22 protein-coding genes and 1 pseudogene are annotated in these 26,078 nt (G+C 60.5%); 14 read left to right on the top strand and 9 right to left on the bottom strand.

Translation table 11 applies throughout. The features are described from left to right. Positions 1 to 49 precede the first annotated feature (49 nt). Positions 50 to 1,981: a diguanylate cyclase gene (locus RCCGE510_RS27330; protein ID WP_052029500.1), complete on the top strand. Its 1,932-nt coding sequence runs from the start codon at positions 50 to 52 to the stop codon at positions 1,979 to 1,981. A 109-nt stretch (positions 1,982 to 2,090) separates the two neighbouring features. On the opposite strand, the gene RCCGE510_RS27325 is transcribed toward RCCGE510_RS27330, so the two are convergent. The 6 genes from RCCGE510_RS27325 to RCCGE510_RS27300 form a co-directional block, all read right to left on the bottom strand. Continuing rightward, positions 2,091 to 3,089 carry a helix-turn-helix domain-containing protein gene (locus RCCGE510_RS27325; RefSeq protein WP_007635601.1) on the bottom strand — a complete coding sequence of 333 codons (999 nt, stop codon included), beginning with the start codon at positions 3,087 to 3,089 and terminating at the stop codon, positions 2,091 to 2,093. A gap of 1,128 nt (positions 3,090 to 4,217) precedes the next feature. Further along, positions 4,218 to 5,297 carry a glycine betaine/L-proline ABC transporter ATP-binding protein gene (locus RCCGE510_RS27320; protein ID WP_007635600.1) on the bottom strand — a complete coding sequence of 360 codons (1,080 nt, stop codon included), beginning with the start codon at positions 5,295 to 5,297 and terminating at the stop codon, positions 4,218 to 4,220. Beyond that, positions 5,290 to 6,177 carry a proline/glycine betaine ABC transporter permease gene (locus RCCGE510_RS27315; protein WP_007635599.1) on the bottom strand — a complete coding sequence of 296 codons (888 nt, stop codon included), beginning with the start codon at positions 6,175 to 6,177 and terminating at the stop codon, positions 5,290 to 5,292. The genes RCCGE510_RS27320 and RCCGE510_RS27315 overlap by 8 nt, the downstream gene beginning before the upstream one ends. A 92-nt stretch (positions 6,178 to 6,269) precedes the next feature. Beyond that, the gene (locus RCCGE510_RS27310) at positions 6,270 to 7,271 is read right to left on the bottom strand and encodes an ABC transporter substrate-binding protein (protein ID WP_007635598.1); all 1,002 of its coding nucleotides are present in this window, start codon (positions 7,269 to 7,271) and stop codon (positions 6,270 to 6,272) included. 67 nt (positions 7,272 to 7,338) lie between these two features. Beyond that, positions 7,339 to 8,133: a pyrroline-5-carboxylate reductase dimerization domain-containing protein gene (locus RCCGE510_RS27305; protein WP_007635597.1), complete on the bottom strand. Its 795-nt coding sequence runs from the start codon at positions 8,131 to 8,133 to the stop codon at positions 7,339 to 7,341. Positions 8,134 to 8,146: 13 nt separating this feature from the next. Beyond that, entirely contained in the window at positions 8,147 to 8,776 is a 630-nt protein-coding gene (locus RCCGE510_RS27300; protein WP_007635596.1) for a TetR/AcrR family transcriptional regulator, read from the bottom strand. Between the two features lie 146 nt (positions 8,777 to 8,922). Between RCCGE510_RS27300 and RCCGE510_RS27295 the strand changes: the two genes are divergently transcribed. From RCCGE510_RS27295 to RCCGE510_RS27235, 13 genes are all read left to right on the top strand, one after another. Continuing rightward, entirely contained in the window at positions 8,923 to 10,959 is a 2,037-nt protein-coding gene (locus RCCGE510_RS27295; protein ID WP_007635595.1) for an NADH:flavin oxidoreductase, read from the top strand. Positions 10,960 to 11,004: 45 nt separating this feature from the next. Further along, positions 11,005 to 11,607 (top strand): dimethylsulfoniopropionate lyase, encoded by a 603-nt coding sequence (locus tag RCCGE510_RS27290; RefSeq protein ID WP_007635594.1) that lies wholly within the window; start codon positions 11,005 to 11,007, stop codon positions 11,605 to 11,607. A 34-nt stretch (positions 11,608 to 11,641) separates the two neighbouring features. Beyond that, complete coding sequence (locus tag RCCGE510_RS27285; protein WP_007635593.1) at positions 11,642 to 12,391, top strand: electron transfer flavoprotein subunit beta/FixA family protein; 750 nt, start codon at positions 11,642 to 11,644, stop codon at positions 12,389 to 12,391. A gap of 23 nt (positions 12,392 to 12,414) precedes the next feature. After that, the gene (locus tag RCCGE510_RS27280) at positions 12,415 to 13,344 is read left to right on the top strand and encodes an electron transfer flavoprotein subunit alpha/FixB family protein (RefSeq protein ID WP_007635591.1); all 930 of its coding nucleotides are present in this window, start codon (positions 12,415 to 12,417) and stop codon (positions 13,342 to 13,344) included. Between the two features lie 15 nt (positions 13,345 to 13,359). After that, on the top strand, positions 13,360 to 14,061 hold the full coding sequence (locus RCCGE510_RS27275) for a dimethylsulfonioproprionate lyase family protein (protein WP_007635589.1): 702 nt from the start codon (positions 13,360 to 13,362) through the stop codon (positions 14,059 to 14,061). A 97-nt stretch (positions 14,062 to 14,158) separates the two neighbouring features. Next, entirely contained in the window at positions 14,159 to 15,286 is a 1,128-nt protein-coding gene (locus RCCGE510_RS27270; RefSeq protein ID WP_007635586.1) for an S-(hydroxymethyl)glutathione dehydrogenase/class III alcohol dehydrogenase, read from the top strand. Between the two features lie 3 nt (positions 15,287 to 15,289). Further along, a complete protein-coding gene (gene fghA / locus RCCGE510_RS27265) occupies positions 15,290 to 16,126 on the top strand; it encodes an S-formylglutathione hydrolase (protein WP_007635584.1) in 837 nt (278 codons plus the stop codon). A gap of 55 nt (positions 16,127 to 16,181) precedes the next feature. Then, on the top strand, positions 16,182 to 16,751 hold the full coding sequence (gene gfa, locus RCCGE510_RS27260; RefSeq protein ID WP_007635582.1) for an S-(hydroxymethyl)glutathione synthase: 570 nt from the start codon (positions 16,182 to 16,184) through the stop codon (positions 16,749 to 16,751). Between the two features lie 397 nt (positions 16,752 to 17,148). Continuing rightward, positions 17,149 to 17,865 carry a GntR family transcriptional regulator gene (locus tag RCCGE510_RS27255; RefSeq protein WP_007635579.1) on the top strand — a complete coding sequence of 239 codons (717 nt, stop codon included), beginning with the start codon at positions 17,149 to 17,151 and terminating at the stop codon, positions 17,863 to 17,865. After that, a complete protein-coding gene (locus RCCGE510_RS27250; RefSeq protein WP_007635575.1) occupies positions 17,862 to 18,773 on the top strand; it encodes a dihydrodipicolinate synthase family protein in 912 nt (303 codons plus the stop codon). Before RCCGE510_RS27255 ends, RCCGE510_RS27250 begins: the two co-directional genes overlap by 4 nt. Then, on the top strand, positions 18,766 to 20,283 hold the full coding sequence (locus tag RCCGE510_RS27245; protein WP_007635558.1) for an aldehyde dehydrogenase: 1,518 nt from the start codon (positions 18,766 to 18,768) through the stop codon (positions 20,281 to 20,283). The genes RCCGE510_RS27250 and RCCGE510_RS27245 overlap by 8 nt, the downstream gene beginning before the upstream one ends. Beyond that, complete coding sequence (locus tag RCCGE510_RS27240) at positions 20,280 to 21,626, top strand: FAD-binding oxidoreductase (RefSeq protein ID WP_007635549.1); 1,347 nt, start codon at positions 20,280 to 20,282, stop codon at positions 21,624 to 21,626. The genes RCCGE510_RS27245 and RCCGE510_RS27240 overlap by 4 nt, the downstream gene beginning before the upstream one ends. A gap of 227 nt (positions 21,627 to 21,853) precedes the next feature. Continuing rightward, positions 21,854 to 22,867: a GlxA family transcriptional regulator gene (locus RCCGE510_RS27235; RefSeq protein WP_007635547.1), complete on the top strand. Its 1,014-nt coding sequence runs from the start codon at positions 21,854 to 21,856 to the stop codon at positions 22,865 to 22,867. Positions 22,868 to 23,006: 139 nt separating this feature from the next. On the opposite strand, the gene RCCGE510_RS27230 is transcribed toward RCCGE510_RS27235, so the two are convergent. From RCCGE510_RS27230 to RCCGE510_RS27220, 3 genes and pseudogenes are all read right to left on the bottom strand, one after another. After that, on the bottom strand, positions 23,007 to 24,659 hold the full coding sequence (locus tag RCCGE510_RS27230) for an acyltransferase (RefSeq protein ID WP_007635524.1): 1,653 nt from the start codon (positions 24,657 to 24,659) through the stop codon (positions 23,007 to 23,009). A 138-nt stretch (positions 24,660 to 24,797) separates the two neighbouring features. Then, positions 24,798 to 25,262: pseudogene (locus RCCGE510_RS27225) on the bottom strand (cyclophilin-like fold protein). 12 nt (positions 25,263 to 25,274) lie between these two features. Continuing rightward, positions 25,275 to 26,021: an SDR family oxidoreductase gene (locus RCCGE510_RS27220; protein ID WP_007635520.1), complete on the bottom strand. Its 747-nt coding sequence runs from the start codon at positions 26,019 to 26,021 to the stop codon at positions 25,275 to 25,277. Positions 26,022 to 26,078 lie beyond the last annotated feature (57 nt).

Genomic DNA, 26,078 nt, shown 5'->3' with positions numbered 1-26,078 from the left:
ATGAGGCTGACAGGCCTCAGTTTAACGAAGCTCAAACTAGTGTTGTCGTATGACAGCCTCGTTACATGGCTTGGAAGGTGGATCCAGCGCGGTGAATGGCAATTGGACGCAATTCGGTGGCAACCTTTCATTCGTGTGCCTGGCAATTTCGCTGTGGGCGCTTTTTTCCATCCAGTTTCAGCGCGGTGCCTTCGGGCAGGAAAAAATCGCCTTTGGAATCATAGCCGGCGGCGCCTCCATCGGATCCATATTGCTGGCCATTGAATTCCATCCTGGCATCTATATCGATTTGCGCTTTTCGCCACTTGCATTGGCCGGTATGTTCGGCGGGCCGATCGCGGCGGCTTTTGCCGCAGCGCTGGCGATGGCCTTTCGTTTTGCCGTCGGCGGTACGGCGATGGTCGACGGGATCATCACAATCGCCGTCGCCACCGGCATCGGTTTGGCCGGTCATGCCTGGACCCGTAAGAGATCTCCGGGGCTCAAGGATGTTGCGCTGCTGAGCCTGGCACTCGGCTTTGCATTGGTGCTGTCGATGGCGATGCTTCCCACCTTGGTGAATGCCGATGTGCTGGCCGGCGTCGGTTTTCCCCTGACTGCATTGAATTGCCTTGCGACCGTTCTGGGCGGTTTCGTTCTCCTGAAGACGCAGCAATGGGAGTTGGAACGAAGCATCTTGGTGACTGCATTTTCGCAGTCGCCCGACTATCTCTATGTGAAGGACCGAAACAGCCGGTTCATCACTGTCAACGAAAACATGACCCGCCTCTTCCGTTTCAGGACGACGGCGGAGATGATCGGATTGTCGGATTTCAATCTGATGTCGCGACCACTCGCCGAGGAACTATATCATCTCGAGCAGCAGGTCATCGATACCGGGGTGCCGCTGATCGATTCCACCGAGTATATCGAAGGCAGATTTCTGCTCGCCTCCAAGGTTCCGCTGCGGGACAAGCAGGGTCGTGTGATCGGCCTCGCAGGCGTAACGCGAGATGTTACGGAGCGAACCGCCCTGGAGCGGGAATTGCGCGAAAGCAAGAACCTGCTCTCGCATGCAATGGCCGGCATGTCCGATGGCATCGCCATGTACGACAGCAGAGGGTTTATCCTCTTTTGCAACGATCAGTATCGCAATGCGTTCCCGCTCTCCGGCGAGACCCGCGTGGTCGGCGCCCATATCAGCGACATCCTGCGTCGCGTCGCCGAAACCGGTGAGCGACCCGGTGTTCCGGAAGGGGATGTCGAGGACTGGATCAAGGCCGCTACTGCTTCACTGCACAGCAACAAGGACGAAGAAGTTCAGCTTCATAACGGCGACTGGCGCAGCATCCGGACAAGGCTCGCGGAAGATGGCACGGCGATGGCGGTTGTTTCCGACATCACGGCGACGAAGCAAGCGGAAATCGCGCTCAGGCTATCGGCGGAGCAACTTAAGAGCCTTGCCGAGACCGATGGGCTCACCGGCATGGTCAACCGTCGCGCCTTCGACGAAGCTTTCGCACGTGAGACCGTAGGCAGCGCCCGGAAGAACACGCCGTTCAGCCTTCTGATGGTCGATATCGACCGGTTCAAGGCCTATAACGATACCTATGGTCATCCCGCCGGCGATCAATGCCTGCGTGTCGTCAGCATGTGTCTGCGCCAGTCGGTCAGCCGACCAGCGGACATCGTCGCACGCTACGGTGGAGAGGAATTCGTGGTGTTCCTCCCCGACACCAGCGCCAAAGGGGCAATGATCGTTGCCGAGCAGTTCGCCCGTCGCCTGGCTCAAGAGAGTATCGTTCATTCCGGCAGCGAATTCGGACGGGTGACGGCCAGCATCGGCGTATCCTGTGCGACCGGCGCGGTCCTGCGGACCAACCCCAACCGTCTCCTGACCGAGGCCGACGCCGCCCTCTATGAGGCCAAAACGCAAGGCCGCAATCGCATTATGGCCCATTCGCCCAGCGGCGAACGGCACGCGATGAAGGAAGCTGGCTAGGCCGCTACGTCAACGGACGCGGCCAAATCCGCTCATTCTGATTGGTTTTTTCCATCGAACCATCGCGTCGGTGGCCCGGATGTTTTTTCACTTCGGCAATGCACGGCCATTATCGCCGCATCGCGCGCTTCCTGGTCTCGGACGGATATTCCCCGTATGTCGTCTTATAAATTGCGGAAAACCGGCCGAAATGAAAGAAGCCCCATTTGAGGCAGACGGCCTTCATTGTGTCCTTGCTCTCTGCATCGAGCAGATCCTGGCGCGCGGCACGCAGACGCAGCGTCTGCAGGTAGACGGCGGGAGAGGTGCCCCTGAAGGCACGAAAACCGGTTTCCAGCGCCCGGCTGGATACGCCGGCCGCTTCGGCCACCTTCGGCATGGTGATTGGGCGATCGATATTGGCGTGCATGAATTCGATCGCCTTGCGGACATGCCGGGGTGCGATCAGGCCAGGCCTGTTCTCCAGGAAATGCGACAGCCGGTGAGGCACCAGGCGCACGACCAGATCGGCCAGCGCCTGCGTCAGATGCGCCATGGCAATCGGCGACTGCAGCAAGGGGCCGTCGTCGCGCATCCCCAGGATGATGGTTTCCGTGAGGTTGCCGATCATCCGGCCGGCCGGTTTGGATAGATCCAGTTCGGGCAGCAGGTCGAGAGAGCCGCTGAACGGCATCTCGAAGGTCTGGCCGATCGTCTGCAGGATGACGGGCCAGTTGATCAGCAACTCGTCGATGACGTTCGATTGCCCATGCATGATGACGCTGTTGGGTTCGAAATTATTGTAAAGAAGCAGTTTTCCTTGCCCGGCCTCGGCGACGCGGGGTCCATAGGTGACACCCATGCCGCCGCTGCGTGGCACAACGATCGACAGATACTCCGCCGTATCGACGGTCGGCTCGATATTGAACTGAAACTCGGCCTCATGATAACCGGTGAGCAGCACCGCATTGTCAGTCGCGGCAAAATCCAATCCCCAGTGGAACTCCTGAGCACGGCCGACAGGCTCGGCATCGAATGCGCCAAAAGCGCCTCCGAGGGTTTCGACCATGTTGTCGAAGGACGAGCCGCGAAATCGAAATGAGAATTGCGGCGTGCTATTTTCCGACATGCTGCCCCCATTGTTCAATGTGGCGGCGCTGACTTGTCCTTCTCAACCGCTCGCAGATTCCGACGCAATGCGCGATCCGTGCCGACGGATTGATGTGCGTACCTCTTTCAGTCCCGCCGGTCGCCATCGATCGGTGTCCTCCGCTTTGTCAGCGCCTGCGGGCGGGAGTGATGGGCGATGCTTGGCTATATCTTAGCCGATCGGGACCTAGAACGCAGCAGGCCTCGGCGGAGCAGGTGGATCTCCGCGTGGTATCGGCAGCCGGATCAGCGCCATGTGCAAGCCGATACAGCTCAAGCTGGGGTGTGGCGGGCGTCAAAAAAACCAACCAGTGAAATGCATTGTCGACAGTTCCAATTCAGTCAGTTCTCCGCAACCTGAAGCCCGGAACTGGCAGACCTCGGAACAATAGGCAAGCCTTCGCGCCACCTGCTATGACGAAAAGCGGGTGATGAAACGATTACGCAGAGGGGCAAATTTATGGGGTGTATCCGCGAGGCCACGAAAGGCTGCAAACGTAGCGGCCTGGACTTGATGCGCATCACCATCTGAAGCTAAGGAAAACGCTCCAATCCGGGATCTGCGCAGTCGCCTGCCGAAGATTCTATAGTGGACCGCTTATAGCCTTCGGCAGGCAGACATGCATGCAGGCATACGCACGGGATGGGGTGCGTATGTATGATCCCTTCCATCCTTTTTGGGGGGTGATGGATGAACGGGCTTGGCTTTGGGACCGCGAACCATCATGGTTTGGTCGAAAGTCATCTTATTGCTCCGTGGCCATGGAGCAATTGTCAGACCCCGATAAAGTCGGCTAAGCGGCTTTTCGCGACGCAGTCTGGACTGGCCTTGCGCAAAATGTATACGAAAGCGCTGGCGGGAGGTTGTTCGCGCCGCGGGTGCGCACGCAGGACGGGTTCGCTTAAGATGGCTCAGGATGACGATATCTGCGCCGATGGCTTCGATATCCGGTGCCTCGTCATAGGATTTATAATCGCCCGACCGCCGGCCTCAGCACATCTGGTTGCATATGAGGCCGTCAGGCGGCCGACTTTCCAGTTCCCGAAATGACGGCGTGCCCGATATCGGTGTCGCCAAGCAAACAGAAAGACGGCCGCATCTGGAGTGTCAGAGGGCAACCGACAGGGCACTGTCGTGTCGGGGGGCTACCTCCTGCGAGTTCACCATCGCGCCCGCGAGCTGGCGGAAAGTGACGAGCCCCAATGTTTCCCCGGAGGGCGAAACCACCCTGGCATCGCCCTCTGGCGCCGATGACAGCATCCTGACGGCCTCTTCGACGGTCGTGCCTGCCGCAATCGCCAGTCCAACCGGCCCCGCACCGGGATGCAGCGCCGTCATGACGGCTTCGACATGGATGACCCGGCCTCGATTGACCTCCTTGACGAAGTTGGCGATGTATTGGTCGGCCGGCCGCAGAACGATGTCTTGGCTGGTGCCCTGCTGGATGACTTCGCCGTCGCGCAGGATGGCAATCTGGTCGCCCAGGCGAAGGGCTTCGTCGAGATCGTGGGTGATGAAGACGATGGTTTTCTTGATCTCCTTCTGAATGGTGAGAAGGACCGTCTGCATATCCGTGCGGATCAAAGGGTCGAGCGCCGAATAGGCTTCGTCCATCAGCAGGACCGGCGCATCGTTGGAGAGAGCCCGCGCCAGGCCGACGCGCTGCTGCATGCCGCCGGACAGCTGGTTGGGATATTTCTGCTCGAAGCCCTTCAGGCCAACCCGCTCCAGCCAGCGCATGGCGACATCGGTCGCTTTCGAGCGCTCGATGCCCTGTACTTCGAGGCCGAAGATGGTGTTGTCGAGAACATTCCGGTGCGGCAGAAGTGCGAACTTCTGAAACACCATTGCCGTCTGGTGCCGGCGAAATGCCCGCAATTCCGTCTCGTTCATTTTCACGACATCGACGCCGTCGACCAGCACTTCGCCGGCAGTCGGATCGATCAGGCGATTGATGTGGCGGATGAGCGTCGACTTGCCCGAACCCGAAAGCCCCATGATGACCTGGATGCGGCCGGAGGGAATCTCGACATTGATATCTCTCAGGCCCAGCACGTGACCGTGCTTTTCGTTGAGTTCCGTCTTTGACAATCCCTTTTGGACGGCATCGACATGCGTGGAGGGGTTGGGGCCGAAGATTTTGTAAAGATGGCGGATCTTGATGCCGCCGAAACGTTGATCAGCCATGGACGATCTCCCGATGCTTCTGGAGCCTCTTGCCATACGCCTGGCTGACCCGGTCGAAGATGATGGCAATGCCGACGATGGCAAGGCCGTTGAAAATACCCAGGGTGAAATATTGGTTGGCAATCGCCTTCAGCACCGGCTGGCCGAGGCCCTGTACGCCGATCATAGATGCGATGACCACCATGGCAAGCGCCATCATGATCGTCTGGTTGATGCCGGCCATGATGGTGGGAAGCGCCAGCGGCAGCTGCACCTTGAACAGCTTTTGCGACTTTGATGTTCCGAAGGCGTCCGCCGCTTCCAGCACATCCTTGTCGACCAGCCGGATGCCGAGATCGGTCAGGCGGATCATCGGCGGAATGGCGTAGATGACGACGGCGATCAGGCCGGGTACCTTGCCGATGCCGAGCAGCATGACGACCGGGATGAGGTAGACGAAACTCGGCATGGTCTGCATGACGTCGAGAATCGGATTGACGACGCGCTGCAACCGGTCGGAGCGTGCCATCAGGATACCCATCGGTATGCCGATGGCGATGGAAAGAATCGTGCAGACGAAGATCATCGAGACCGTCCGCATCGTATCGTCCCACATGTCGAAATAGCCGATCAGCATCAGCGTCACCAGACAGCCGACGACGATCTTCAGGCTGCGGCTCCCAAGCCAGGCGATGGCGAGGATAATCGCGGTGATGATCGGCCACGGCGTCTGCGTCATGAAGCGTTCGGCGGCGATGAGGAAATGCTGCAGCGGAACGAAGAGGGTTTCGATGCCGTCGCCGTAGGCGCGGGTAAATCCACGAAAACCGTCATCGATCGCCTTCTTCAGATTTCGAAGCGCGTCGTCATCCATATGCGGGAATTTATAAAACCATTCCATTCGGATCCCCTTTTTTTAAAGAGCCGCGGCAGTCTTTTTGATTTTATCGGCTGTGAGAGGCGGTGCGCTTTCGCGCACCGCGATAGTCGGTGTTAAAGAGCAGCTTCGATCTTCGTGGCGGCCTCAGGCGAGACCCACTTGATCCAGATGTCCTTATTTTCTTTCAGGAAGTGCTTGGCACCGTCTTCGCCGGTCGCCTGGTTGTCGGTCATCCACGACATCAGCTTGTTGACCGTGTCGTTGCTCCAGGAGCGCTTTGCCAGGTAGCCCATGACCTCAGGCCCGACTTTTTCCGAGAAGGGCTTGGCAACCAGGGTGACGACGTGGTCGACCGGCCACGAAGCAGGCTTGGGATCGGGGCAGTCGGCAACGGTGATGCAGCGCTTCCATTCGGCTGAATTCTCCGACACGCCGGCTTCGAGCTTGACCATCTGATATTTGCCGAGCAGCGCGGTCGGCGCCCAGTAATAGCCGGCCCAGCCTTCCTTGCGCTCATAAGCCTTGGCGATCGAACCATCCAGGCCGGCGGCCGAGCCGGTATCGACGAGGGTGAAGCCCGCCTTCTCGGCCTCAAAGGCCTTGTAGAGCTGCGAGGTGACGACAGTACCGCCCCAGCCCTGCGGGCCGTTGATGATGGCGCCCTTCTTCGGATCCTCGGGATCGGGGAAGAGTTCCGGATGCTTCAGCACGTCGCCGATCGTCTTGATATCGGGATGGGCATCGGCGAGATATTTCGGAATCCACCAGCCCTGCACGCCACCATCCGGCAGCGGAGAGCCGACCTGAACGATGCGGCCTTCCTCCGTGCCCTTCTTGACGACGTCGGGAAGAAGGTCGATCCAGGCTTCGGGCGCGATATCCGGCTGGCCTTTTTCGGCCATGGAGGTGATCGTCGGGACGGTGTCGCCAACAGTGATGTCAGCGCTGCAGCCATAGCCTTCGTTCAGGATGAACTTGTCCAGGTTGGAGAGAACTTCGGCGCTCTGCCAGTTCATGCTGGCGATGGTCACGCTGCCGCATTCGGCGGCGCTGGCGAAAGACGCTCCGCCCATCAGGCCGAATGTCAGACATGTCGTTGCGAGTAGTTTTTTCATTGTCGTTCCCTCTGTTTAGCGGCTTGTCTTGCCGAGCGGGGTGCCGCAGTGCCCGCCCCAACGGTCGTCAGGAAACCTTTCCCATACTCACCGATTTCTCAAATGCCGCCGACAAACCCCTGGCGACCGACGCGTCAAATCCCGCAGCGCGCATGTCCTCGATGGCCGCCGCCGTCGTGCCGCGATAATCGAGAAAGGTCTGAACGACGTCCCTGGGACTTTGGTCGCGGCGCTCCAAAAGGCGACCGGCTCCTGTCATCACCGTATTGACGGCGCGGCGCGCAATCTCCGCCGGCAGGCCGTGGGCGACGGCGTCATCCATCATGGCAGCCGCAAGCAGCGCCGGGAACGCCGGTCCGGAGCCTGAAAGGCCGGTGAGGTAATCGATGTCGCTTTCCCTTGCGACCTCGTCCTGCGCTCCGCAGGCCTCGAAAATGGCGCGAACGACGGCCCTGTCATTTTCCGTGACCTCGTTTGTCCCGATCCAGGGCGTATAGGACTTAGCCACCTCGGCAGCCGCATTCGGCAGGGCACGGACGACGCGGCCGGTCTTGTGGTGTTGCGAAAGGGCGGCGAGATCAATACCCGCCATAACCGAAATGACGAGCTTGCCGCCGGCGTCGACATCAAGGGGACGCCAGTCATCAGGACGGACAGAGAGGAAGATCACGTCCGAGCGGTCGGCTAGCGCCTGATTGTCGGTCGTCCAGAAAGCATTCGGGAAATGATCCGGCTGTTTACCACGATAAGAGAGAGAGAGTTTTCGAGGCTCTAGCAAACCCGCGTCGAGGATCGAGGCGGCGATGGCTCCGCCAAGCCAGCCGCTGCCGCCAATAATACCGATCTTCAAGGAAACGCTCATCTCGGGCTTTCCTCTAATCGGGCTTGTGGCCATGCCGGGAGAAGAAGCGATCGAGCTCCCTCTGCTGCGGCACTTCGCCGGTGTAGATCGCGATATATTCGGGAATCCGTTTCATGCGGACGGCGACTTCCTCCCTCGATTGCATGGAGATGTACCCGATCTGGACGAGGTAAGTTGTACGCGCTCTGACATCCGATGTCGTTTCTGGTAGCCCGAACCGCATGAACATGCGCTTGAGCGCTTCCAGCCGGATCTGATCGGCCTGCTGGACCTCCGCGAGAAGCTCGTTGGATTGCAGCGCCCAGCTGCGCACGGCAAATTCGAACTTCGCGTCGAACAGATCGTTATCGAGCCAGCAATCGAAGACGTTGAGCATCGCTTCGGCGAGCGATTCCGCATAAGCCTCAGCTCGCCTGACGATGTTGCCGGTGTTTTTGTCGCGCCATAGCGCCACGAGTGCACTCAACAGCTCCTCCCGATCCTTGAAGAACCAGTAGAAGCTCGTGCGCGAGAGATTTAGCTTTTTCGCCAGTGGCAGAATTTTCACCGAATCCACCCCGGACTCCAGCAGTGAGTGGTAAGCTGCTTCCAGCCATCCCTCCTGTGATCCGCGCCAACCGGTGTCGTTCAAAGCCTGATCCATAGGTTAACTCCTATCAAATTCCGAGGCCGCGCACAAGAAAAATGTACATAAGTGTCCAAAATAGAGACCAAAATGTTTTCAATATTGACACATATGTACATTACGCCTAGCGTCCCCTCTGGTATTTTTAATCGGAACCACGGCCCATGTCGAACGATCCTCTCCTTCAGCCCTATCAGCTCAAGCACTTGAAGTTGCGTAACCGTATCATCGTCACCTCCCACGAGCCGGCCTATCCCGAGGACGGCATGCCGAAGGAGAAGTATCGTGCCTACACGGTGGAGCGGGCAAAGGGCGGTGTGGCATTGACGATGACGGCGGGCTCTGCCGCGGTGTCCCGGGATAGCCCGCCGGTTTTCAACAATCTGCTGGCTTACAAGGATGAAATCGTTCCGTGGATCAGGGAAATGACCGACGCCGTGCACGAAGAGGGGGCGGCGATCATGATCCAGCTCACTCATCTCGGCCGGCGCACACGCTGGGACAAGGGTGACTGGCTGCCAGTTTTGGCTCCATCGCATCATCGCGAGGCGTCCCATCGTGCCTTTCCGAAAAAGTTGGAAGACTGGGACATCGAGCGCATCATCAAGGATTTCGCCGACGCAGCCGAACGCATGAAGGCGGGTGGTATGGACGGCGTCGAACTCGAGGCCTACGGCCACTTGATCGATCAGTTCACGTCGCCGCTCACCAATGAGCTCGAGGGCCCCTATGGCGGCTCGCTCGATAACCGGCTGCGCTTCTGCCTCGATGTGTTCAAGGCGATCCGGCAAAGGGTCGGGGACGACTTCATTCTGGGCGTGCGCTATACCGCCGACGAATGTCTTCCAGGCGGCACCGGCAAGGCCGAAGGCCTCGAGATATCGAAGCGCCTCAGGGATAGCGGCCTCATCGATTACCTCAACGTCATCCGCGGTCACATCGACACCGACGCCGGTCTGACCGACGTGATCCCGATCCAGGGCATGGCGAACTCGCCGCATCTCGATTTCGCCGGGGAGATCCGCGCCGCGACCGACTTCCCGACCTTCCACGCCGCGAAGATCCCCGACGTCGCCACGGCGCGGCACGCGATCGCCTCCGGCAAGGTCGATATGATCGGCATGACCCGCGCCCACATGACCGACCCGCACATCGTTCGCAAGATCATCGAAAAGCGGGAGGAGGATATTCGTCCCTGCGTGGGCGCCAATTACTGTCTCGACCGCATTTATCAGGGCGGGGCCGCCTACTGCATCCACAATGCCGCCACCGGCCGCGAACAGACCATGCCGCATATCGTGGCGAAAGCCGATGTCAGGAAAAAAGTCGTCATCGTCGGCGCCGGCCCGGCCGGTCTCGAAGCGGCGCGCGTGGCCGGAGAACGTGGTCACCAGGTGGTCGTCTTCGAAGCGGCGAACAATGCCGGCGGCCAGATCCGGCTCACCGCTCAAAGCGAGCGCCGCAGGGAAATGATCAGCATCATCGACTGGCGCATCAGCCAGTGCGAGAAATACGACGTCACCTTCCACTTCAACACTTGGGCGGAAGCTCACTCGATTGAAGTCGAGAACCCCGATGTCGTCATCATCGCGACCGGCGGCTTGCCGCATACCGAGGTTCTCTCGCGCGGCAACGAGCTGGTGGTCTCGTCATGGGACATCATTTCCGGCGACGTGAAGCCTGGAACCAACGTGCTGATCTTTGACGATGCCGGCGACCATGCCGGCCTTCAGGCGGCGGAGTTTCTGGCCAAATCCGGCGCCAAGGTCGAGATCATGACGCCGGACCGGTCCTTCGCGCCCGAGGTCATGGCCATGAACCTGGTGCCCTATATGCGTTCTCTGCAGAAGCACGACGTGACCTTCACCGTCACCTATCGCCTGGAGGCCGTCGAGAAGAGCGGCAATCAACTCGTCGCCCATGTCGGCAGCGATTACGGCGGGATTGCGAAACAGAGCAGCTTCGACCAGATCGTCGTCAATCACGGGACCATCCCGCTCGACGAGCTCTATTTTGAGCTGAAACCCAGCTCGAGCAATCTCGGCGAGATGTCGCACGGCCAGCTTCTTTCCGGGAAACCTCAATCCGTCATGCGCAATCCCGAGGGCAAGTTCCAGCTGTTCCGGATCGGCGATGCTGTCGCTGCGCGCAACACGCATGCCGCCATCTATGACGGCCTGCGCATCGCCAAGGATATATGATCGCAAGAGCGGCCGCTCGCCGGCCGTTCATTTCGGGGGGATGATATGAGTTTACGCGGAGAAAGCCTCCAGCTTTTCGTGGATGCAGCGTCTGCGGCTTTCGACCAATTCGCGAAGCTCCCGGAAGCGCGCGGCTCGATCGGTCAGCTTTTTGCGGCGTTGGAGCGGCCGGGAGCCGCACGTGCGGGAGAGGGGAGCCGGTTGCCCGTGTGTCATCACCTCGATCTGGCGCTCGCGATCGATACGTCCTATCCTTCGCTGACGGGATTAATCGAGGGGTTTAAAGGCATTGAGCCGATGCTTGAATGGCGTCGGCGCACCAAGTATGACCACACGGCCAGCGACAATTTTGTCGATGGGCATACCAATGCCATGATCATCGGCCCGGGAGGATTGGAGGAGCGGAACGATCTGTGGCTCGGTGTGACGTTGATGGCGCCTCACGTGCGCTATCCGGACCATGATCATGCGCCCGAGGAAGTCTATCTGGTGCTTTCCGAGGGAGAATTTCAGCAAGGGGAGGGGGACTGGTTCTCGCCGGGTATCGGCGGATCGTTCTACAACATCCCTGGAGTCAAACATGCCATGAGGTCGGTGGACACACCGCTCTTCGCCTTCTGGGCGCTGCTTGCCGAACGGCCGCACTGACGGCCAGCAGTCTAGAAAATAAGGGGTTTTGCAAATGAAGATTCTCGTGCCCGTGAAGCGGGTTGTCGACTACAACGTGAAGATCCGGGTGAAGCCGGATGGCACGGGTGTCGAGCTTGCCAATGTGAAGATGTCGATGAACCCGTTCGACGAGATTTCGGTGGAAGAGGCCTTGCGGCTGAAGGAAGCCGGCAAGGCCGAGGAAGTGATCGTCGTCTCGATCGGTCCTGCCAAGGCCGAGGAGACGCTGAGGACGGCGCTGGCGATGGGCGCCGATCGGGCGATCCTGGTCGAGACCGACGATGCGGTCGAGCCGCTCACCGTTGCCAAGATCCTCAAGGGCATCGTCGATGCCGAGCAGCCGGGTCTTGTCATCGTCGGCAAGCAGGCGATCGACGACGATTCGAACCAGACCGGCCAGATGCTGGCGGCGCTTCTCGGCTCGGCCCAGGCGACCTTCGCCTCGAAGATCGAGATCGGAGACGGCAAGGCTGAGGTCACCCGCGAAGTCGATGGCGGCCTGCAGACGATCGAGATCAAGCTGCCGGCGGTCATCACCTCGGATCTGCGGCTGAACGAACCGCGTTATGCCTCGCTGCCGAATATCATGAAGGCGAAGAAGAAGCCGCTCGACAAGAAGGCTCCGGCCGATTTCGGCGTTGATACCACGCCGAGGCTGAAAGTGCTGAAGACCGAGGAGCCGTCGGGCCGCAAGGCCGGCGTCAAGGTCAAGTCGGTCACTGAACTGGTCGACAGACTGAAGAACGAAGCCGGCGTGCTTTAAGCCAGGAAAGAGAGAACACCATCATGACCATTCTTCTTCTGGCCGACCACGACAATCAAAGCCTTTCCGACCAGACCGCCAAGGCGCTGACGGCGGCAAGCCAGATCGGCTCCGACATTCATGTTTTGGTTGCCGGCAAGGGCGCCAAGGCTGCAGCCGATGCCGCGGCCAAACTCGCCGGTGTGGCGAAAGTGCTGCTGGCCGAAAGCGACGAACTCGCCAACAATCTGGCCGAGCCGCTTTCCGACCTGATCGTTTCGCTGGCCGGTTCCTACGACACGATCATCTCGGCTGCCACCTCGACCGGCAAAAACGTGCTGCCGCGCGTCGCGGCCCTGCTCGATGTCGCCCAGGTTTCCGAAATCATCGAAGTGATCTCATCCGACACCTTCAAGCGGCCGATCTATGCCGGCAATGCCATTCAGACGGTACAGGCAAGTGATGCCAAAAAGGTCATCACCGTGCGCACCGCCTCCTTCGCTTCAGCAGCGCAAGGCGGCTCGGCTGCCGTCGAGGCAATCCCGGCGATTTCGGACCCGGGGCTTTCGCGTTTCGTCAAGGATGCGCTGTCGGCCTCCGACCGTCCGGAGCTGACGTCTGCGAAGATCATCATCTCCGGCGGCCGGGCCCTCGGCTCGGCCGAGAAGTTCCGGGAGGTCATCCTTCCCGTTGCCGACAAGCTCGGCGCTGCCGTCGGCGCCAGCCGTGCTGCCGTCGATGCCGGTTATGCGCCGAACGACTGGCAGGTCGGCCAGACCGGCAAGGTGGTGGCGCCTGATCTTTATATCGCCGCCGGCATCTCCGGTGCCATCCAGCATCTGGCCGGCATGAAGGATAGTAAGGTGATCGTCGCCATCAACAAGGACGAGGAGGCGCCGATCTTCCAGGTCGCCGACTACGGATTGGTCGCCGATCTGTTCGAGGCCCTGCCGGAATTGGAAAAGGCGCTCTAAGCGAGGGGACTGAACGTGGCGCGCGCGGTGGGACGTCCAATCAAACGTGGGGCCGATCTTCTTCTGAACGATGAGGAAAAGCCGGCCTATATACGGCTGCACGACATCGGGAGGGAAAGGCGTCCTCGGCCGCTGCAGGAATTCCTTAACGACGTCGGCGGCTTGATGCTGTCGGCGGAGGCTCCTGCCGTCGCCAGTTTCGTTGCCGGCAAGGTTCTCCAGAAGCTGCTCAAGACCGGCAAGGTGCGCCCGCCGGAGGGCGGGCCTGCGCTACCCGGCGCGCCCGAAGGGCTTGATGACGCCATTGGCAATCTTGCTGAATCAGGACGGAAATACGAGGCGATCGCCGGCCAATTCAGAAGTCTTGCCGACAGCCTGCTCTGGAGACGCGGCCGCTCCGGTCCGTTTGCAAGCCTGAATTTCGGCAATACGCATTCTCATGCGGTGGTGATCGGCCCCGGTGGCATGGAGGAACGCGCCGATCTCAGGGTCGGCGTGATCTATATGGACCGCTATACCCGGTTTCCCGATCATGTTCAGACGCAGCCACGCGCCTTCATTCTTCTGTCGCCCGGAGAAATCTGCCTTGGCAATTCGCAGTGGTTCTCTGGTGAGACTGGCACGGTCTTCGCGAACGATGCAGGGCAATCCTTCGCGATAAGATGCACGGCAAGGCCGCTTCTCGCAGTCTGGTGCCAGGTTGAGCGGGAGACGTGATGAGGCTTTGGCAGCGATCGGCCAAATAGGCCGCTGAGAAGCCAGCCTATCGAAATATATAGCAGCCAGTATTTAATTTAAGAGGAAGGATATCAAGATGGACGTTCGCGCCGCCGTTGCCGTTCAGGCCGGAAAACCGCTCGAAGTAATGACCGTGCAGCTGGACGGCCCGCGGGCCGGCGAAGTGCTGGTCGAGGTCAAGGCGACCGGCATCTGCCACACCGACGACTTCACCCTGTCGGGCGCCGATCCGGAAGGCCTGTTCCCGGCCATCCTCGGCCATGAAGGCGCCGGCATCGTCGTCGATGTCGGCCCCGGCGTCACCTCGGTCAAGAAGGGCGACCACGTCATCCCGCTCTACACGCCGGAATGCCGCGAGTGTTATTCCTGCCTCAGCCGCAAGACCAATCTCTGCACCGCCATCCGCTCGACCCAGGGCCAGGGTGTGATGCCGGACGGCACCTCGCGCTTTTCGATCGGCAAGGACAAGATCCATCACTATATGGGCTGCTCGACCTTCGCCAATTTCACCGTGCTGCCGGAGATTGCCCTGGCCAAGGTCAATCCCGACGCTCCCTTCGACAAGATCTGCTACATCGGCTGCGGCGTCACCACCGGCATCGGTGCGGTGATCAACACCGCCAAGGTCGAGATCGGTTCGACCGCCATCGTCTTCGGTCTCGGCGGCATCGGCCTCAACGTGCTGCAGGGCCTGAGGCTCGCCGGCGCCGACATGATCATCGGCGTCGACATCAACAATGACCGCAAGGAATGGGGCGAAAAATTCGGCATGACGCATTTCGTCAATCCGAAGGAGGTCGGCGATGACATCGTGCCCTATCTCGTCAACCTGACGAAGCGCAATGGCGACCTGATCGGCGGCGCCGACTATACGTTCGACTGCACCGGCAACACCAAGGTGATGCGCCAGGCGCTCGAGGCCAGCCATCGCGGCTGGGGCAAGTCGATCATCATCGGCGTTGCCGGCGCCGGCCAGGAGATTTCCACCCGCCCGTTCCAACTGGTGACCGGCCGCAACTGGATGGGCACCGCCTTCGGCGGCGCGCGTGGGCGCACCGACGTGCCGAAGATCGTCGACTGGTACATGCAGGGCAAGATCCAGATTGACCCGATGATCACCCACACCATGCCGCTCGACGACATCAACAAGGGCTTCGAACTGATGCATTCGGGCAAGAGCATCCGCGGCGTGGTGGTGTATTAAGCCATGAAAACCATCTCGACAGAGAAGTCACACGGCGGCACTCAGGGCGTCTACGTCAATCGCTCGGAGGTCTGTAATTGCGACATGACCTTTGCGGTCTTCGTGCCGCCGCAGGCGGCTAAGGGCAACTGCCCGGTTCTATGGTACCTGTCCGGCCTGACCTGCACGCATGCCAATGTCATGGACAAGGGCGAGTATCGGCGGCTTGCGGCTGAGCTCGGAGTGATCATCGTCTGCCCGGATACCAGCCCCCGCGGTGATCACGTTCCGGACGAAGCCGACAATTGGCAGTTCGGCAAGGGCGCGGGCTTTTATGTCGACGCCACCCAGCCGCCGTTTTCGGCGAATTATCGGATGTACAGCTACATCACGGACGAACTGCCGGGCCTCCTTGCCGCGGAATTCCCGGTCGACATGGGACGCCAGGGAATCTTCGGTCATTCGATGGGGGGACATGGCGCGATCACCATCGCGCTCAAGAACCCCGACCGCTTCCAGAGTTGCTCGGCCTTCGCGCCGATCAGCCATCCCTCTGTCTCCGGCTGGTCGAAACCGGCATTGCGGAAATATCTGGGCGCTGATGAAAAGACCTGGCGGGCCTATGATGCCTGCTCTCTGATCGAAGACGGACACCGGTTCCCAGAACTGTTCGTCGATCAGGGAACGGCGGATAGCTTCCTGGAGGACGGCTTGCGTCCCGACGAGCTCCGGCAAGCCTGCGAAGCGGCGGGCATTCCCTTGCGGCTGCGCATGCAGCAAGGCTACGGCCACTCCTACTTTTTCATTTCGACCTTCATGGAGGACCATCTGCGCTGGCATGCGCAGAGGTTGGGGAATTGATTGCAGAGCTCGGCCGGGCATAACGCAAACGGCCAGGGAGGGAAGGAGAGAAACAATGAGGATAGCTATTCATCCGGCAGTGGATTCGGGCTTTCAGGCGACTGACGCTGCCTTTGCCGGCGGGACACTGGTGTGCAAGTGCACGAGCAATCCCGTGAAGGTCAGGATCACGGGCGATATCGCCCACAATCACGCCTGCGGCTGCACCAAGTGCTGGAAGCCCGAGGGCGCCGTCTTTTCGGTCGTGGCAGTCGCGCCGACCGAGAACGTCGAAGTGCTGGAGAACGGCGACAAACTTGCCGTCGTCGATGCCGCGGCCCTAATCCAGCGGCATGCCTGCAAGCAATGCGGCGTGCATCTGTACGGCCCGGTCGAGCGTGAACATGCGTTCCAGGGGTTGTCGTTCATCCATCCGGAGCGCTTCCAGGAAAGCGGCTGGGCAAAGCCGGGCTTTGCGGCCTTCGTGTCGTCGATCATCGAAAGCGGCTTCGATCCCGCCAAGATGGATGCCGTCAGAGCGCAGTTGAAGGCATCGGGCCTCGAGCCGTACGATTGCCTCAATCCCGGCCTGATGGATGCTATCGCAACCTGGACGGCCAAGAAGAGCGGCGTCCTCGCCTCGTGATGTGATGGGGACGCCGAGCTCGGCGGTCCCAACAAAACCGCCGCCATCAGCGTGATATCCGCAGCTGGCGGCGCGCCGCCTTGCCGCGGCCAGCTTTCGACGCCCGATGATTGGCGTTGACGCGCCGAAGGCGCTGACAACCCGTCACGAAGAACTCTCTCCGACGACCGACGCGGGCTTCCAGAAGAAATTGCCCGCAGTTTCGGCCAAATCCGCTTTCGGTCGCAAGCCAACCTTGGAATTGAAATGACGCCGGACCGGCAATGATTCCGCGCGGCCTTGCAATATTGTGTATCTGAGGAATAATTATTGTGTACGCAGAGTACACAATAATTTGACTCCCTCTGAGAGCCGTGCCATCCTCATGGCGTAGAGCAACAATGGCTGGAGATCGACGTTGGCGAGGACACCGAAGAGCAATCTCTACGAAGATTTGAAACGCCGGATTCTGACGATGGAACTGGACCCGGACGCCGATCTGGACGAGGTCAGCCTGAGCGAAAAATATGGGCTCTCCCGGACGCCGGTCCGCGACATATTCCGCCGCCTCGCCGGTGAGGGTTATATCGATATTCGCGAGAACAGGGGTGCGCGGGTCATCCCGATGAACCACTCCACGCTGCGCAATTTCTTTCTCGTCGCACCGATGATCTATGCGGCGATCGGCCGTCTCGCCGTGCAGAACTTCAAACCCTCTCAGCTTGTCGACCTGAAGCAGACCCAGGAGCGGTTCCTCGCTGCCAGCGAGGACATGGACGCCTTGGCGATGGTTGTCGAGAATAATCGCTTTCACGAGATATTCGGCGAGATGTCGGGCAACGTTTATCTGCAGCCGAGCCTCGGTCGGCTGCTCATCGATCACGCGCGCATCGGCCACACGTTCTTCCGGCCGAGGAACGAGGACACGAAGCGGCGGCTGCAGGTGGCGGTCGACCATCATGACAGCTTTATCGCAGCGCTCGGCGCTCATGATGAGAATGCCGTCGTCGATCTCGTTTTCGAACACTGGGAATTGTCCCGCGAGAACATGGAGATGTTCATCGCCCCGCAAGGCCTGAAAGCGGACGCCTTCCTCGGCGGTCCGGCCACGCAATTATTGGAGAAGGCACCGTGAAGTTTGAGGGGATCTATACGCCGGCGGTGACGCCGCTCGACAAGAATGGTCAGATCGACCGGGCCGGATTTGCCGCCGTGCTCGAGTCGCTGATCGAGGCGGGCGTCCACGGCATCATCGTCGGCGGCTCGACGGGCGAATATTACGCCCAGAGCAGCCAGGAACGTTACGAGCTCGCAGCCTATGCAAAGGACGTCATCGGCACGCGGCTGCCACTGATCGTCGGCACCGGCGCCACACGCACAGAGGATTCGGTCGAATACGCCAAGGCGGCGAAGGAAATCGGCGCGGACGCCATCCTGGTGTCGTCGCCGCCATATGCGCTGCCGACCGAACGGGAGAATGCGGTCCATGCATTGACGGTCGATCGCGCCGCCAATCTGCCGATCATGCTCTACAACTATCCGGCCCGCATGGGCGTGGTGATGGGTGAGGAGTATTTCTCCCGCGTCGGCAAGTCGAAGAATGTGATCGCCATCAAGGAAAGTTCCGGCGACATGGGCAATCTTCATCGGCTCGCCCGGAAGTTTCCGCATATTGCGCTGTCCTGCGGCTGGGACGACCAAGCGCTCGAATTCTTCGCCTGGGGCGCGAAGAGCTGGGTCTGCGCCGGCTCCAACTTCCTCCCGCGCGAGCATGTCGCCCTCTATGAGGCCTGCGTCCTCGAAAAGAACTTCGACAAGGGCCGGGCGATCATGAGCGCGATGCTGCCGCTGATGGATTTCCTCGAATGCGGCAAATTCGTCCAGTCGATCAAACACGGATGCGAACTGATCGGGCTGAATGTCGGCTCGGTCCGCGCGCCGCTGCGCCCGCTCAACTCCGAAGAAAAAAGAACCTTTCAGACCGTGGTCGCCACCTTGAAGCGCACGGTCGCCCAGATCACGTCGGGAGCCAATCATGCATGAACCCTTGACCGCCGCCGAATATAAGGCGATCGCCGCCGAGCTTCAGTTTCCGACAAATGCCTTCATCGACGGCGCATTTCGTCCGGCAAATTCCGGCAAGACTTTCACCTCGACGAACCCCGCGACCGGCGAGGTCCTTGCCGAAATCGCCGCCTGCGATTCCAGCGATGTCGACTTCGCCGTTGAGAAAGCGAGGCAAGCGTTCGACGACGGACGTTGGCGGCTTCGCTCGCCGGGCGAGCGCAAGGAGGTGCTTCTGAAACTTGCCAAGCTCTTGGAGCGCAACAGGCATGAGCTCGCCGTCCTGGAAAGCCTCGACAGCGGCAAGCCGGTACGCGAATGCCAGACGGTCGACGTTCCCGATACCATTCATACGCTGCGCTGGCATGCCGAGCTGATCGACAAGCTCTATGACAACACCGCCCCGGTCGGCGCCAATGCGCTGACGATGATCGTGCGCGAGCCGATCGGCGTCGTCGGATGCGTGCTGCCGTGGAATTTCCCGCTGCTGATGCTGGCCTGGAAGATCGGCCCGGCGCTTGCCGCCGGCTGCTCGGTCATCGTCAAGCCGGCGCAGGAAACGACGCTCACCACACTGCGCGTCGCAGAGCTTGCGCTTGAAGCCGGTATTCCGGCTGGTGTCTTCAACGTCGTCACCGGCTCGGGCCGTGAGGTCGGCGAGCCGATCGGCCTGCACAATGATGTCGATATGGTGGCCTTCACCGGCTCGACGCCGACCGGTCGCCGCTTCCTGCGTTATGCGGCGGACTCAAACCTGAAGAAGGTCGTGCTCGAATGCGGCGGCAAGAACCCGGCGGTCGTTCTCGAAGATGCCGAAGACCTGGATCTCGTTGCCGAGCAGGTGGTCAACGGCGCCTTCTGGAACATGGGCGAGAATTGCTCGGCCACGTCGCGTCTCATCGTTCATTCCAAGATCAAGGACGAATTGCTGAAGCGCATCGGCGCCTATATGCGCGAATGGAAGACGGGCGACCCGCTCGATCCTGAAAACCGCATCGGCGCGCTGGTCAGCAAGGCGCATTTCGAAAAGGTGAAGTCCTTCCTCGACGATGCCAAGACGGAGAAGCTATCCGTCACCCAAGGCGGTGAAACCTATAACGGGATCTTCATCGAGCCGACGCTGGTCGAGGGCGTGACGCCGGCCAGCCGCCTGTTCCAGGAGGAGATCTTCGGGCCGATCCTGTCGGTTACGACGTTCAACACGCTCGCCGAGGCGACCGCTTTGGCCAACGACACCAATTACGGCCTGACAGCATCCGTCTATACGGGCAGCCTGCGCAATGCGATCCGGCTGAGCCGCGACATCCGGGCCGGCTTGATCACCGTCAACTGCTTCGGCGAAGGCGACGCCACCACGCCGTTCGGCGGCTACAAGGAGTCCGGCTTCGGCGGCCGCGATAAGTCGGTCTTCGCCCACGATAATTACTGCGAACTCAAGACCATCTGGATCGATATCTCGGAGCGGTCGGTCGACGAGACCATCCGATGAGCCGCCATGTGATCAAGCACCTGCCGACCGACACCGGCGTTTCGGGATGGGAGGCGACCAGCAAACGCGCCTTTCCCGTAACGGCGCTTGAACACCACATTACCGCCGACTGGCTAATCATCGGCGGCGGATTTGCCGGTCTGTCGGCGGCGCGCCGCCTCTCGCAGTTGCGGCCTGAGGACAAGATCGTCGTGCTGGAGGCGCGCGAGCTCGCCAAGGGCCCGGCCGGGCGCAATTCCGGCTTCATGATCGATGTGCCGCACAACCTGTCGTCGGGTGAGTATTCGGTGGCCGATGAAGAGGCGACCAAAGAGGAGATCCGGCAGAACCGCTTGGCGATTTCCTTCGCAGCCGATGTGGCGGCCGAATACGGCCTGTCCCGGGAAACCTTCGATCCCTCGGGCAAGGTGAATGCCGCAGCCTCGGACCGGGGCATGAGGCTCAACGATAACTATAAGAAATCGCTTGAGAAGATCGGCGAGGATCATCGCGTTCTCGATGCAAATCAATTGCGGGAGATGACCGGTTCTCGCTACTATCATGGCGGCCTCTACACCCCGGGCGCCGTGATGATTCAGCCGGCCGACTATATTCTTGGCCTCGCAGGCGGGCTCCATTCGAAGGTTGCCATCCACGAGCACTCGCCGGTGCTGGAGCTTTCCCGCGAAGGCCAGAACTGGAAGGCGAAAACCGCCCGCGGCTCCGTTTCGGCACCCAAGGTCATTCTCGGTGTGAACGGCCATATTCAAAGCTTCGGCCATTTCCGCGGACGGCTGATGCACATCTTCACCTATGCGTCGATGACGTCGGCCTTTTCACAGAACGAATTTGCAGGCGATGTCACCGGTGTGGATCGCTGGGCGCTGCTGCCGGCCGACCCGATGGGCGCGACGGTGCGCAAGATCACCAAGGACGGGCTTTCGAGAATCGTCGTCAGGACGAGGTTCACCTACGACCCGAGCCTGAAAGTGTCGGAGAAGCGCGTCGCGGGAATCGCCGCCGAACAGCGCCGGTCGTTCGATGCCCGTTTCCCGGGGATGGAGCGCCTGCCGATGGAATATAGCTGGGCGGGCGCGCTCTGTCTCAGCCGAAATCATGTGCCGGCATTCGGCGAGGTCGAGGAAGGGCTTTTTTCGGCCTGCTGCGAGAATGGTCTCGGCACCGTCAAGAGCACCTTTGCCGGCATGATGGCCGTCGATCTCGCGACAGGCGCCGCCAGCCCCGAACTTGAGAAATACAAGAACCAGCCGGAACCGACCAGGTTGCCTCCGGAGCCAATCGCGTGGCTCGGCGTCAACTCGGTCATCCGCTTTCAGGAATTGCGTGCCGGCCGTGAGGGATGATCCCTCGGCCTGCGCAATATTAAGACTGCCCTCCGCAGACTTCGATGAGAATGGGAACGAAAACCAGGAGTAAGAACAATGAAGCCCTTGATCGGTTCCAGCATCCTTCCAAGCATAGGCGGCTGGGCGTGTCGGAAACAAGACCGTTTTCGTTGATCCGCTAGCGTACGGTTTTTATATAAGATGAGCGTGTTTTCCAAGGTCTGAGGGGCGGCAAGGAGATGAATATGCGACCGGAGCAGCATCGGCAGGCAGACGGCGCCGCGAAGTCCGACGCCCGGCTCAAGGTAGGGTTCGTTTTGGCGCGTTCCTTCACGCTGTCGGCCTTTGCGCTCTTCGTGGACACGCTGCGGCTTGCCAGCGACGAGCAGGACCGCTCCGGCAGGGTGCTTGCCGACTGGCAGGTGATCGGCAGCACGCGGCATCTGATCACGTCGAGCTGCGGCGTCCAGGTCGCTCCGACGTCGGATTTCGTCGATCCGTCGAAATTCGACTACATCGTGGTCGTCGGCGGCCTTCTGACGGTGACGAACCCTGTCGATCAGCAGACCATCGCCTTTCTCAGGCAGGCGGACGCCAAGAAGGTACCGCTGATCGGCGTCTGCACCGGTTCGTTCATTCTCGCCGAGGCAGAGCTGATGAAGCGGCACGATTCCTGTGTGAGCTGGCTGCATTACAAGGAGTTCCGCGAGCGTTTTCCCGATCTCAGCGTTCGTTCCGACCGGCTCTTCAATCTCGATCGCCAGCGAGGGTCCTGCGCCGGCGGCAGCAGCGCCGCCGACATGGCGGCATTGCTGGTCAGAAAATATATAGGCCGCGATGCCGAACGGAATGCCTTGGAGGTGCTTCAGATCGAGAAGGCCCGTGCACCGGCTGATATCCAACCCCGCCGCCCGCTCTACGACGATTATGACGACGCCCGCGTCAAGGCGGCGATGATTACGATGGAACAGTTCGTCGACGGCAGCATCTCGATCCAAAAACTTGCCGCCATGGTCGGCCTGTCCAGGCGGCAGTTGGAGAGGATCTTCCTCGACAAGACCGGGATGTCTCCGGCCAAGGCCTATAATCGCGTTCGCATGGAGCGGGCGAAATCGATCCTGGTCCAGTCGAAGGCGCCGCTGATCGAGATCGCGCTCGATGTCGGCTTCGAAAACGCTTCGCAGTTCACGCGAACCTTCAAGCGCACCTTCGGGCAGACCCCGTCGCAGCATCGTGCAGCGGCGTCGAGACCGCACTGAACGCACTTCAACTATCTTCCCGCGGGAAAGTGTCAGCCGCTTCCTTGGCTATGATCAGAGCCTGCGTCTTTTCAAACGCAGCAATACCCGCGACCTTGCCGCCACCTGGCTGGCGGCATCATTGCACGGTTGCCCCCAATCACAAACCCAGTCCAACGGTCGCCGTTCGGTGCACACCCTTGGGGACGAAGGCGAAGCGATCGGAAAGACTGAGGAAATCGGCCGCCAGGTGAATGACCGAAAGCCACATTTCCGTTCCCTGCAGGCTCGGTTCACTGCCGTCGGCGAATGGGAAGCCTTCGCCATCCCACCATCTATCCGGAGCCCTCGAGATGAGATTGCGGGCGATCGCCTCCCCATCGGCTCGCCGGTAGTCGGTCTGGCGGGCAATCAGCAGCAGCGGATGGATCGTATCGAGCAGGTTGCATGCATTGTATTTCTGAGCCACGAAGCCCTTGTGATTGCGATAATTGAGGTGAACCGTTTCGAGCGCGGCATGCGGGTGCGGAAGCGGCATGCCGAACTGCGCATAGGTGCCGCGCGTCAGACGGTAAAAGCCGTTCACCGGCTGCAGCCATCCTTCGAGCACCGTCGGCTCGCCCCACAGGCCCGAGACGCTGTTGGCATTGCGGCTCAGCCACTCGAAGAGCTGTTGGCGTGAATCCCTGATGCCGAAATACTTGGCATTGAAGTACATGGCGGTTCCGATGGCGTCGACCACACTGCCGGCGTGCCATGCCCGGCTCGACCAGGGCAGGGCGCTTAGCCATTGCTCCAGCTCTTCAGCGCCGAGCTGCATCGCTCGGATGGGGTGCTGTGGACTGGTGCCAAGCAGTTCAAGCGCATAGCCAACCGAAAGGACGTTGTAGAGCGCCTTCGGATCATCCCGTAATTCCTTGTCGTGGACTCGCGAATGTTCTTCCGGGAAAAGGCCGCTCTCTTGGTCTTGGAGGCTTTGGAGAAGCTCGATGGTCTGCGCCGGATCGAGCCCGGGCGGCAGGTGGCCGAAGCCGGCCGCGATCTCGGTTGCGTCGCACAGATGCCGGATTGCCGGTCTCCTGACGCCGTCCGCCTCCAACGATTCATAGGTCTCAGGCGTTTTCCAGCGTGCAAGAATATCAGGCCATTGCTCCTGCGCTTTCTGACCGAGCCCGACCAATTGATCTTCGACGTCTGCAATGCCGGATTTCCTGGCCGGCGCGCCTCGGCGCCGCAGCACCTTTGCCGGTACGCCCCCGGCAATCGACAGGGCGGGAATGTCCTGGGTGACCACAGCCCCGGCGGCGATCACCGCGCCACTTCCAATCGTGACGCCATCGAGGACCACGCAATTGGCGCCGATCCAGACATCGTCGCCGATGACTATGCCGAGGCTGACGACGCCTTGGCGGTGGATGGGCCGATCCGGGTCGTCGAAGCCATGATTGAAACCGACGATCGACGCATGCGAGGCGATCCGTACGCCATTGCCGCAGGTGACCTTGCCGGAGACGCAGGCATAAGGATTGACGGTGCAATCGTCGCCGAGGATCACATCGCCACGAACGAGGGCATGCCCGGCAATCCAGGACCGCTCGCCCATCGACAGGCTTTCGGTGAAGATCGCGGCCTCTTCGGCGATATAGGACGTCTCGGCCAATTCGGCGCCGCATGAGCGCCTGAGCTCTGCCTTGCGGACGAGATGGGTGGGGTGGCTGAGATCCGATGCGACACGTTCCCAGGGAAGATATCGAAGTCTGCGCGCTTCCCGTTGTTCGTTCACCGATGCTTGCGGGCTGTTGGCGTGATCCATCTGATCCTCACTGTCGATGTCGACCGCCCGAACGTCCGTCTGGCTTCAGCGATCCTGCCTTGCAGTGCATCAGATGGTGTGATGCGTGCGAAAGCAAGACCGGATCAAGCCGTCAGGCTGTGTTTCCGGCGGGGATGGTCAGATCCGTTCGATACGCACCGGAAATTCTCCCCGCACGAGCAGCAGCTCGAAACCAGTGTCGAAGCGGCCGAGCCGGATCAGTCCGTCCCAGTGGTAATCGCCGTAGAAGAGGGCGAGGTTTCCCCCAGGGCTTGAAGTAGCAAAGATCGCCCGGCTGTTCGTTGCCGAAGAGGCCGCTGCCCTCTTCCGTGAGCTTGCGCGGCAGATGGACGATCTTCTCGGTGTTGCCGTAGTCCTCGATCTTGAGGTCCAAAGGCAGCATGGATGCAAGATCCCGCGCAGAGGGATTGTCATAAAGTGTTGCTGTCAGGGCCAGATCGTTGATCCTGATCCTGAAGGCGGTGGGTTCCTGGTTCGCCGGACCGCCGCCTTGCGGCGCGGTCGCCAGGCGAGGCATGGCGCCGCCGTCAGGGCTAGCCCCAACATCGCCCGCCGGCTCACGAACTGGGATGTCGTCGACATCGCTGCCTCGCGTCAGACCGGTTGAGCCGTGGGCCGGAACAGGATTTCATTGATATCGACATCGTCCGGCTCGTTCACAGCGAACGCCACCGTTCTGGCGAAGGTGTCGGCGCCGATGGCGATCTTGCTGACGAACTCTTGCGTGCCGGCTTGGATGTCCTTCTCGCTGATATGCTCGAGTAGCTCGGTTCTCACCGCACCGGGTGAGATGATCGTGGTGCGGATGTTGTATGGCTTCATTTCCTTCCGCAGCCCCTCCGAAAGCGCGCGAACGGCGAATTTCGTGGCGCAGTAAACGGCGGCGCCCGGATCGACCACATGGCCGTAGACGGAGGATACGTTGATGATGTGCCCTGATTTCTGCGCCTTCATGCGGGGCAGTGCGGCTGCAATACCGTAAAGCACGCCCTTGATGTTCACGTCGATCATGCGATCCCACTCATCCAGCTTAAGCCGTTCGAGCGGCGCAAGCGGCATCAGTCCCGCATTGTTCAGCATCACGTCGATCCGACCGAATTCTTCGACGGCCATGTCGACGAGCGTCGTGACTTGATGTGGATCCGTGACGTCGGTTTGGACTGCTTTCGCCTTCAGGCCTTTGGACCTCAGTTCTTTAGCCAAGCTTTCGATCCGGCTCGTTCGGCGCGCGCCCAGGACGACCGAAGCGCCGCGCTCGGCGAGGTGGCGCGCCGTGGCTTCGCCAAGTCCGCTGCTTGCACCGGTGATGACGACGACTTTGTTCTCGATTCCTTGTCGCATGGTGATCTCCTGGTTGGCCAATGCCGCAACCTCTTCAACTGTCTGCTAGGGATAGAT

The sequence above is a fragment of the Rhizobium sp. CCGE 510 genome (assembly GCF_000292525.1).
Classification (GTDB): Bacteria; Pseudomonadota; Alphaproteobacteria; order Rhizobiales; family Rhizobiaceae; genus Rhizobium.
The sequence above is the reverse complement of the archived record's forward strand: the minus strand, read 5'-3'. Positions and strand labels throughout refer to the sequence as shown.

Excerpts from the sequence above, each read along its gene's own strand:
- fghA (WP_007635584.1), top strand. The coding sequence starts at position 15,290 with ATGAAAACCATCTCGACAGAGAAGTCACACGGCGGCACTCAGGGCGTC.
- RCCGE510_RS27295 (WP_007635595.1), top strand. The coding sequence starts at position 8,923 with ATGTCGAACGATCCTCTCCTTCAGCCCTATCAGCTCAAGCACTTGAAG.
- gfa (WP_007635582.1), top strand. The coding sequence starts at position 16,182 with ATGAGGATAGCTATTCATCCGGCAGTGGATTCGGGCTTTCAGGCGACT.
- RCCGE510_RS27315 (WP_007635599.1), bottom strand. The coding sequence starts at position 6,177 with ATGGAATGGTTTTATAAATTCCCGCATATGGATGACGACGCGCTTCGA.
- RCCGE510_RS27325 (WP_007635601.1), bottom strand. The coding sequence starts at position 3,089 with ATGTCGGAAAATAGCACGCCGCAATTCTCATTTCGATTTCGCGGCTCG.
- RCCGE510_RS27220 (WP_007635520.1), bottom strand. The coding sequence starts at position 26,021 with ATGCGACAAGGAATCGAGAACAAAGTCGTCGTCATCACCGGTGCAAGC.
- RCCGE510_RS27235 (WP_007635547.1), top strand. The coding sequence starts at position 21,854 with ATGCGACCGGAGCAGCATCGGCAGGCAGACGGCGCCGCGAAGTCCGAC.
- RCCGE510_RS27245 (WP_007635558.1), top strand. The coding sequence starts at position 18,766 with ATGCATGAACCCTTGACCGCCGCCGAATATAAGGCGATCGCCGCCGAG.
- RCCGE510_RS27280 (WP_007635591.1), top strand. The coding sequence starts at position 12,415 with ATGACCATTCTTCTTCTGGCCGACCACGACAATCAAAGCCTTTCCGAC.
- RCCGE510_RS27240 (WP_007635549.1), top strand. The coding sequence starts at position 20,280 with ATGAGCCGCCATGTGATCAAGCACCTGCCGACCGACACCGGCGTTTCG.
- RCCGE510_RS27310 (WP_007635598.1), bottom strand. The coding sequence starts at position 7,271 with ATGAAAAAACTACTCGCAACGACATGTCTGACATTCGGCCTGATGGGC.
- RCCGE510_RS27285 (WP_007635593.1), top strand. The coding sequence starts at position 11,642 with ATGAAGATTCTCGTGCCCGTGAAGCGGGTTGTCGACTACAACGTGAAG.
- RCCGE510_RS27290 (WP_007635594.1), top strand. The coding sequence starts at position 11,005 with ATGAGTTTACGCGGAGAAAGCCTCCAGCTTTTCGTGGATGCAGCGTCT.
- RCCGE510_RS27330 (WP_052029500.1), top strand. The coding sequence starts at position 50 with ATGACAGCCTCGTTACATGGCTTGGAAGGTGGATCCAGCGCGGTGAAT.
- RCCGE510_RS27320 (WP_007635600.1), bottom strand. The coding sequence starts at position 5,297 with ATGGCTGATCAACGTTTCGGCGGCATCAAGATCCGCCATCTTTACAAA.
- RCCGE510_RS27230 (WP_007635524.1), bottom strand. The coding sequence starts at position 24,659 with ATGGATCACGCCAACAGCCCGCAAGCATCGGTGAACGAACAACGGGAA.
- RCCGE510_RS27305 (WP_007635597.1), bottom strand. The coding sequence starts at position 8,133 with ATGAGCGTTTCCTTGAAGATCGGTATTATTGGCGGCAGCGGCTGGCTT.
- RCCGE510_RS27300 (WP_007635596.1), bottom strand. The coding sequence starts at position 8,776 with ATGGATCAGGCTTTGAACGACACCGGTTGGCGCGGATCACAGGAGGGA.
- RCCGE510_RS27270 (WP_007635586.1), top strand. The coding sequence starts at position 14,159 with ATGGACGTTCGCGCCGCCGTTGCCGTTCAGGCCGGAAAACCGCTCGAA.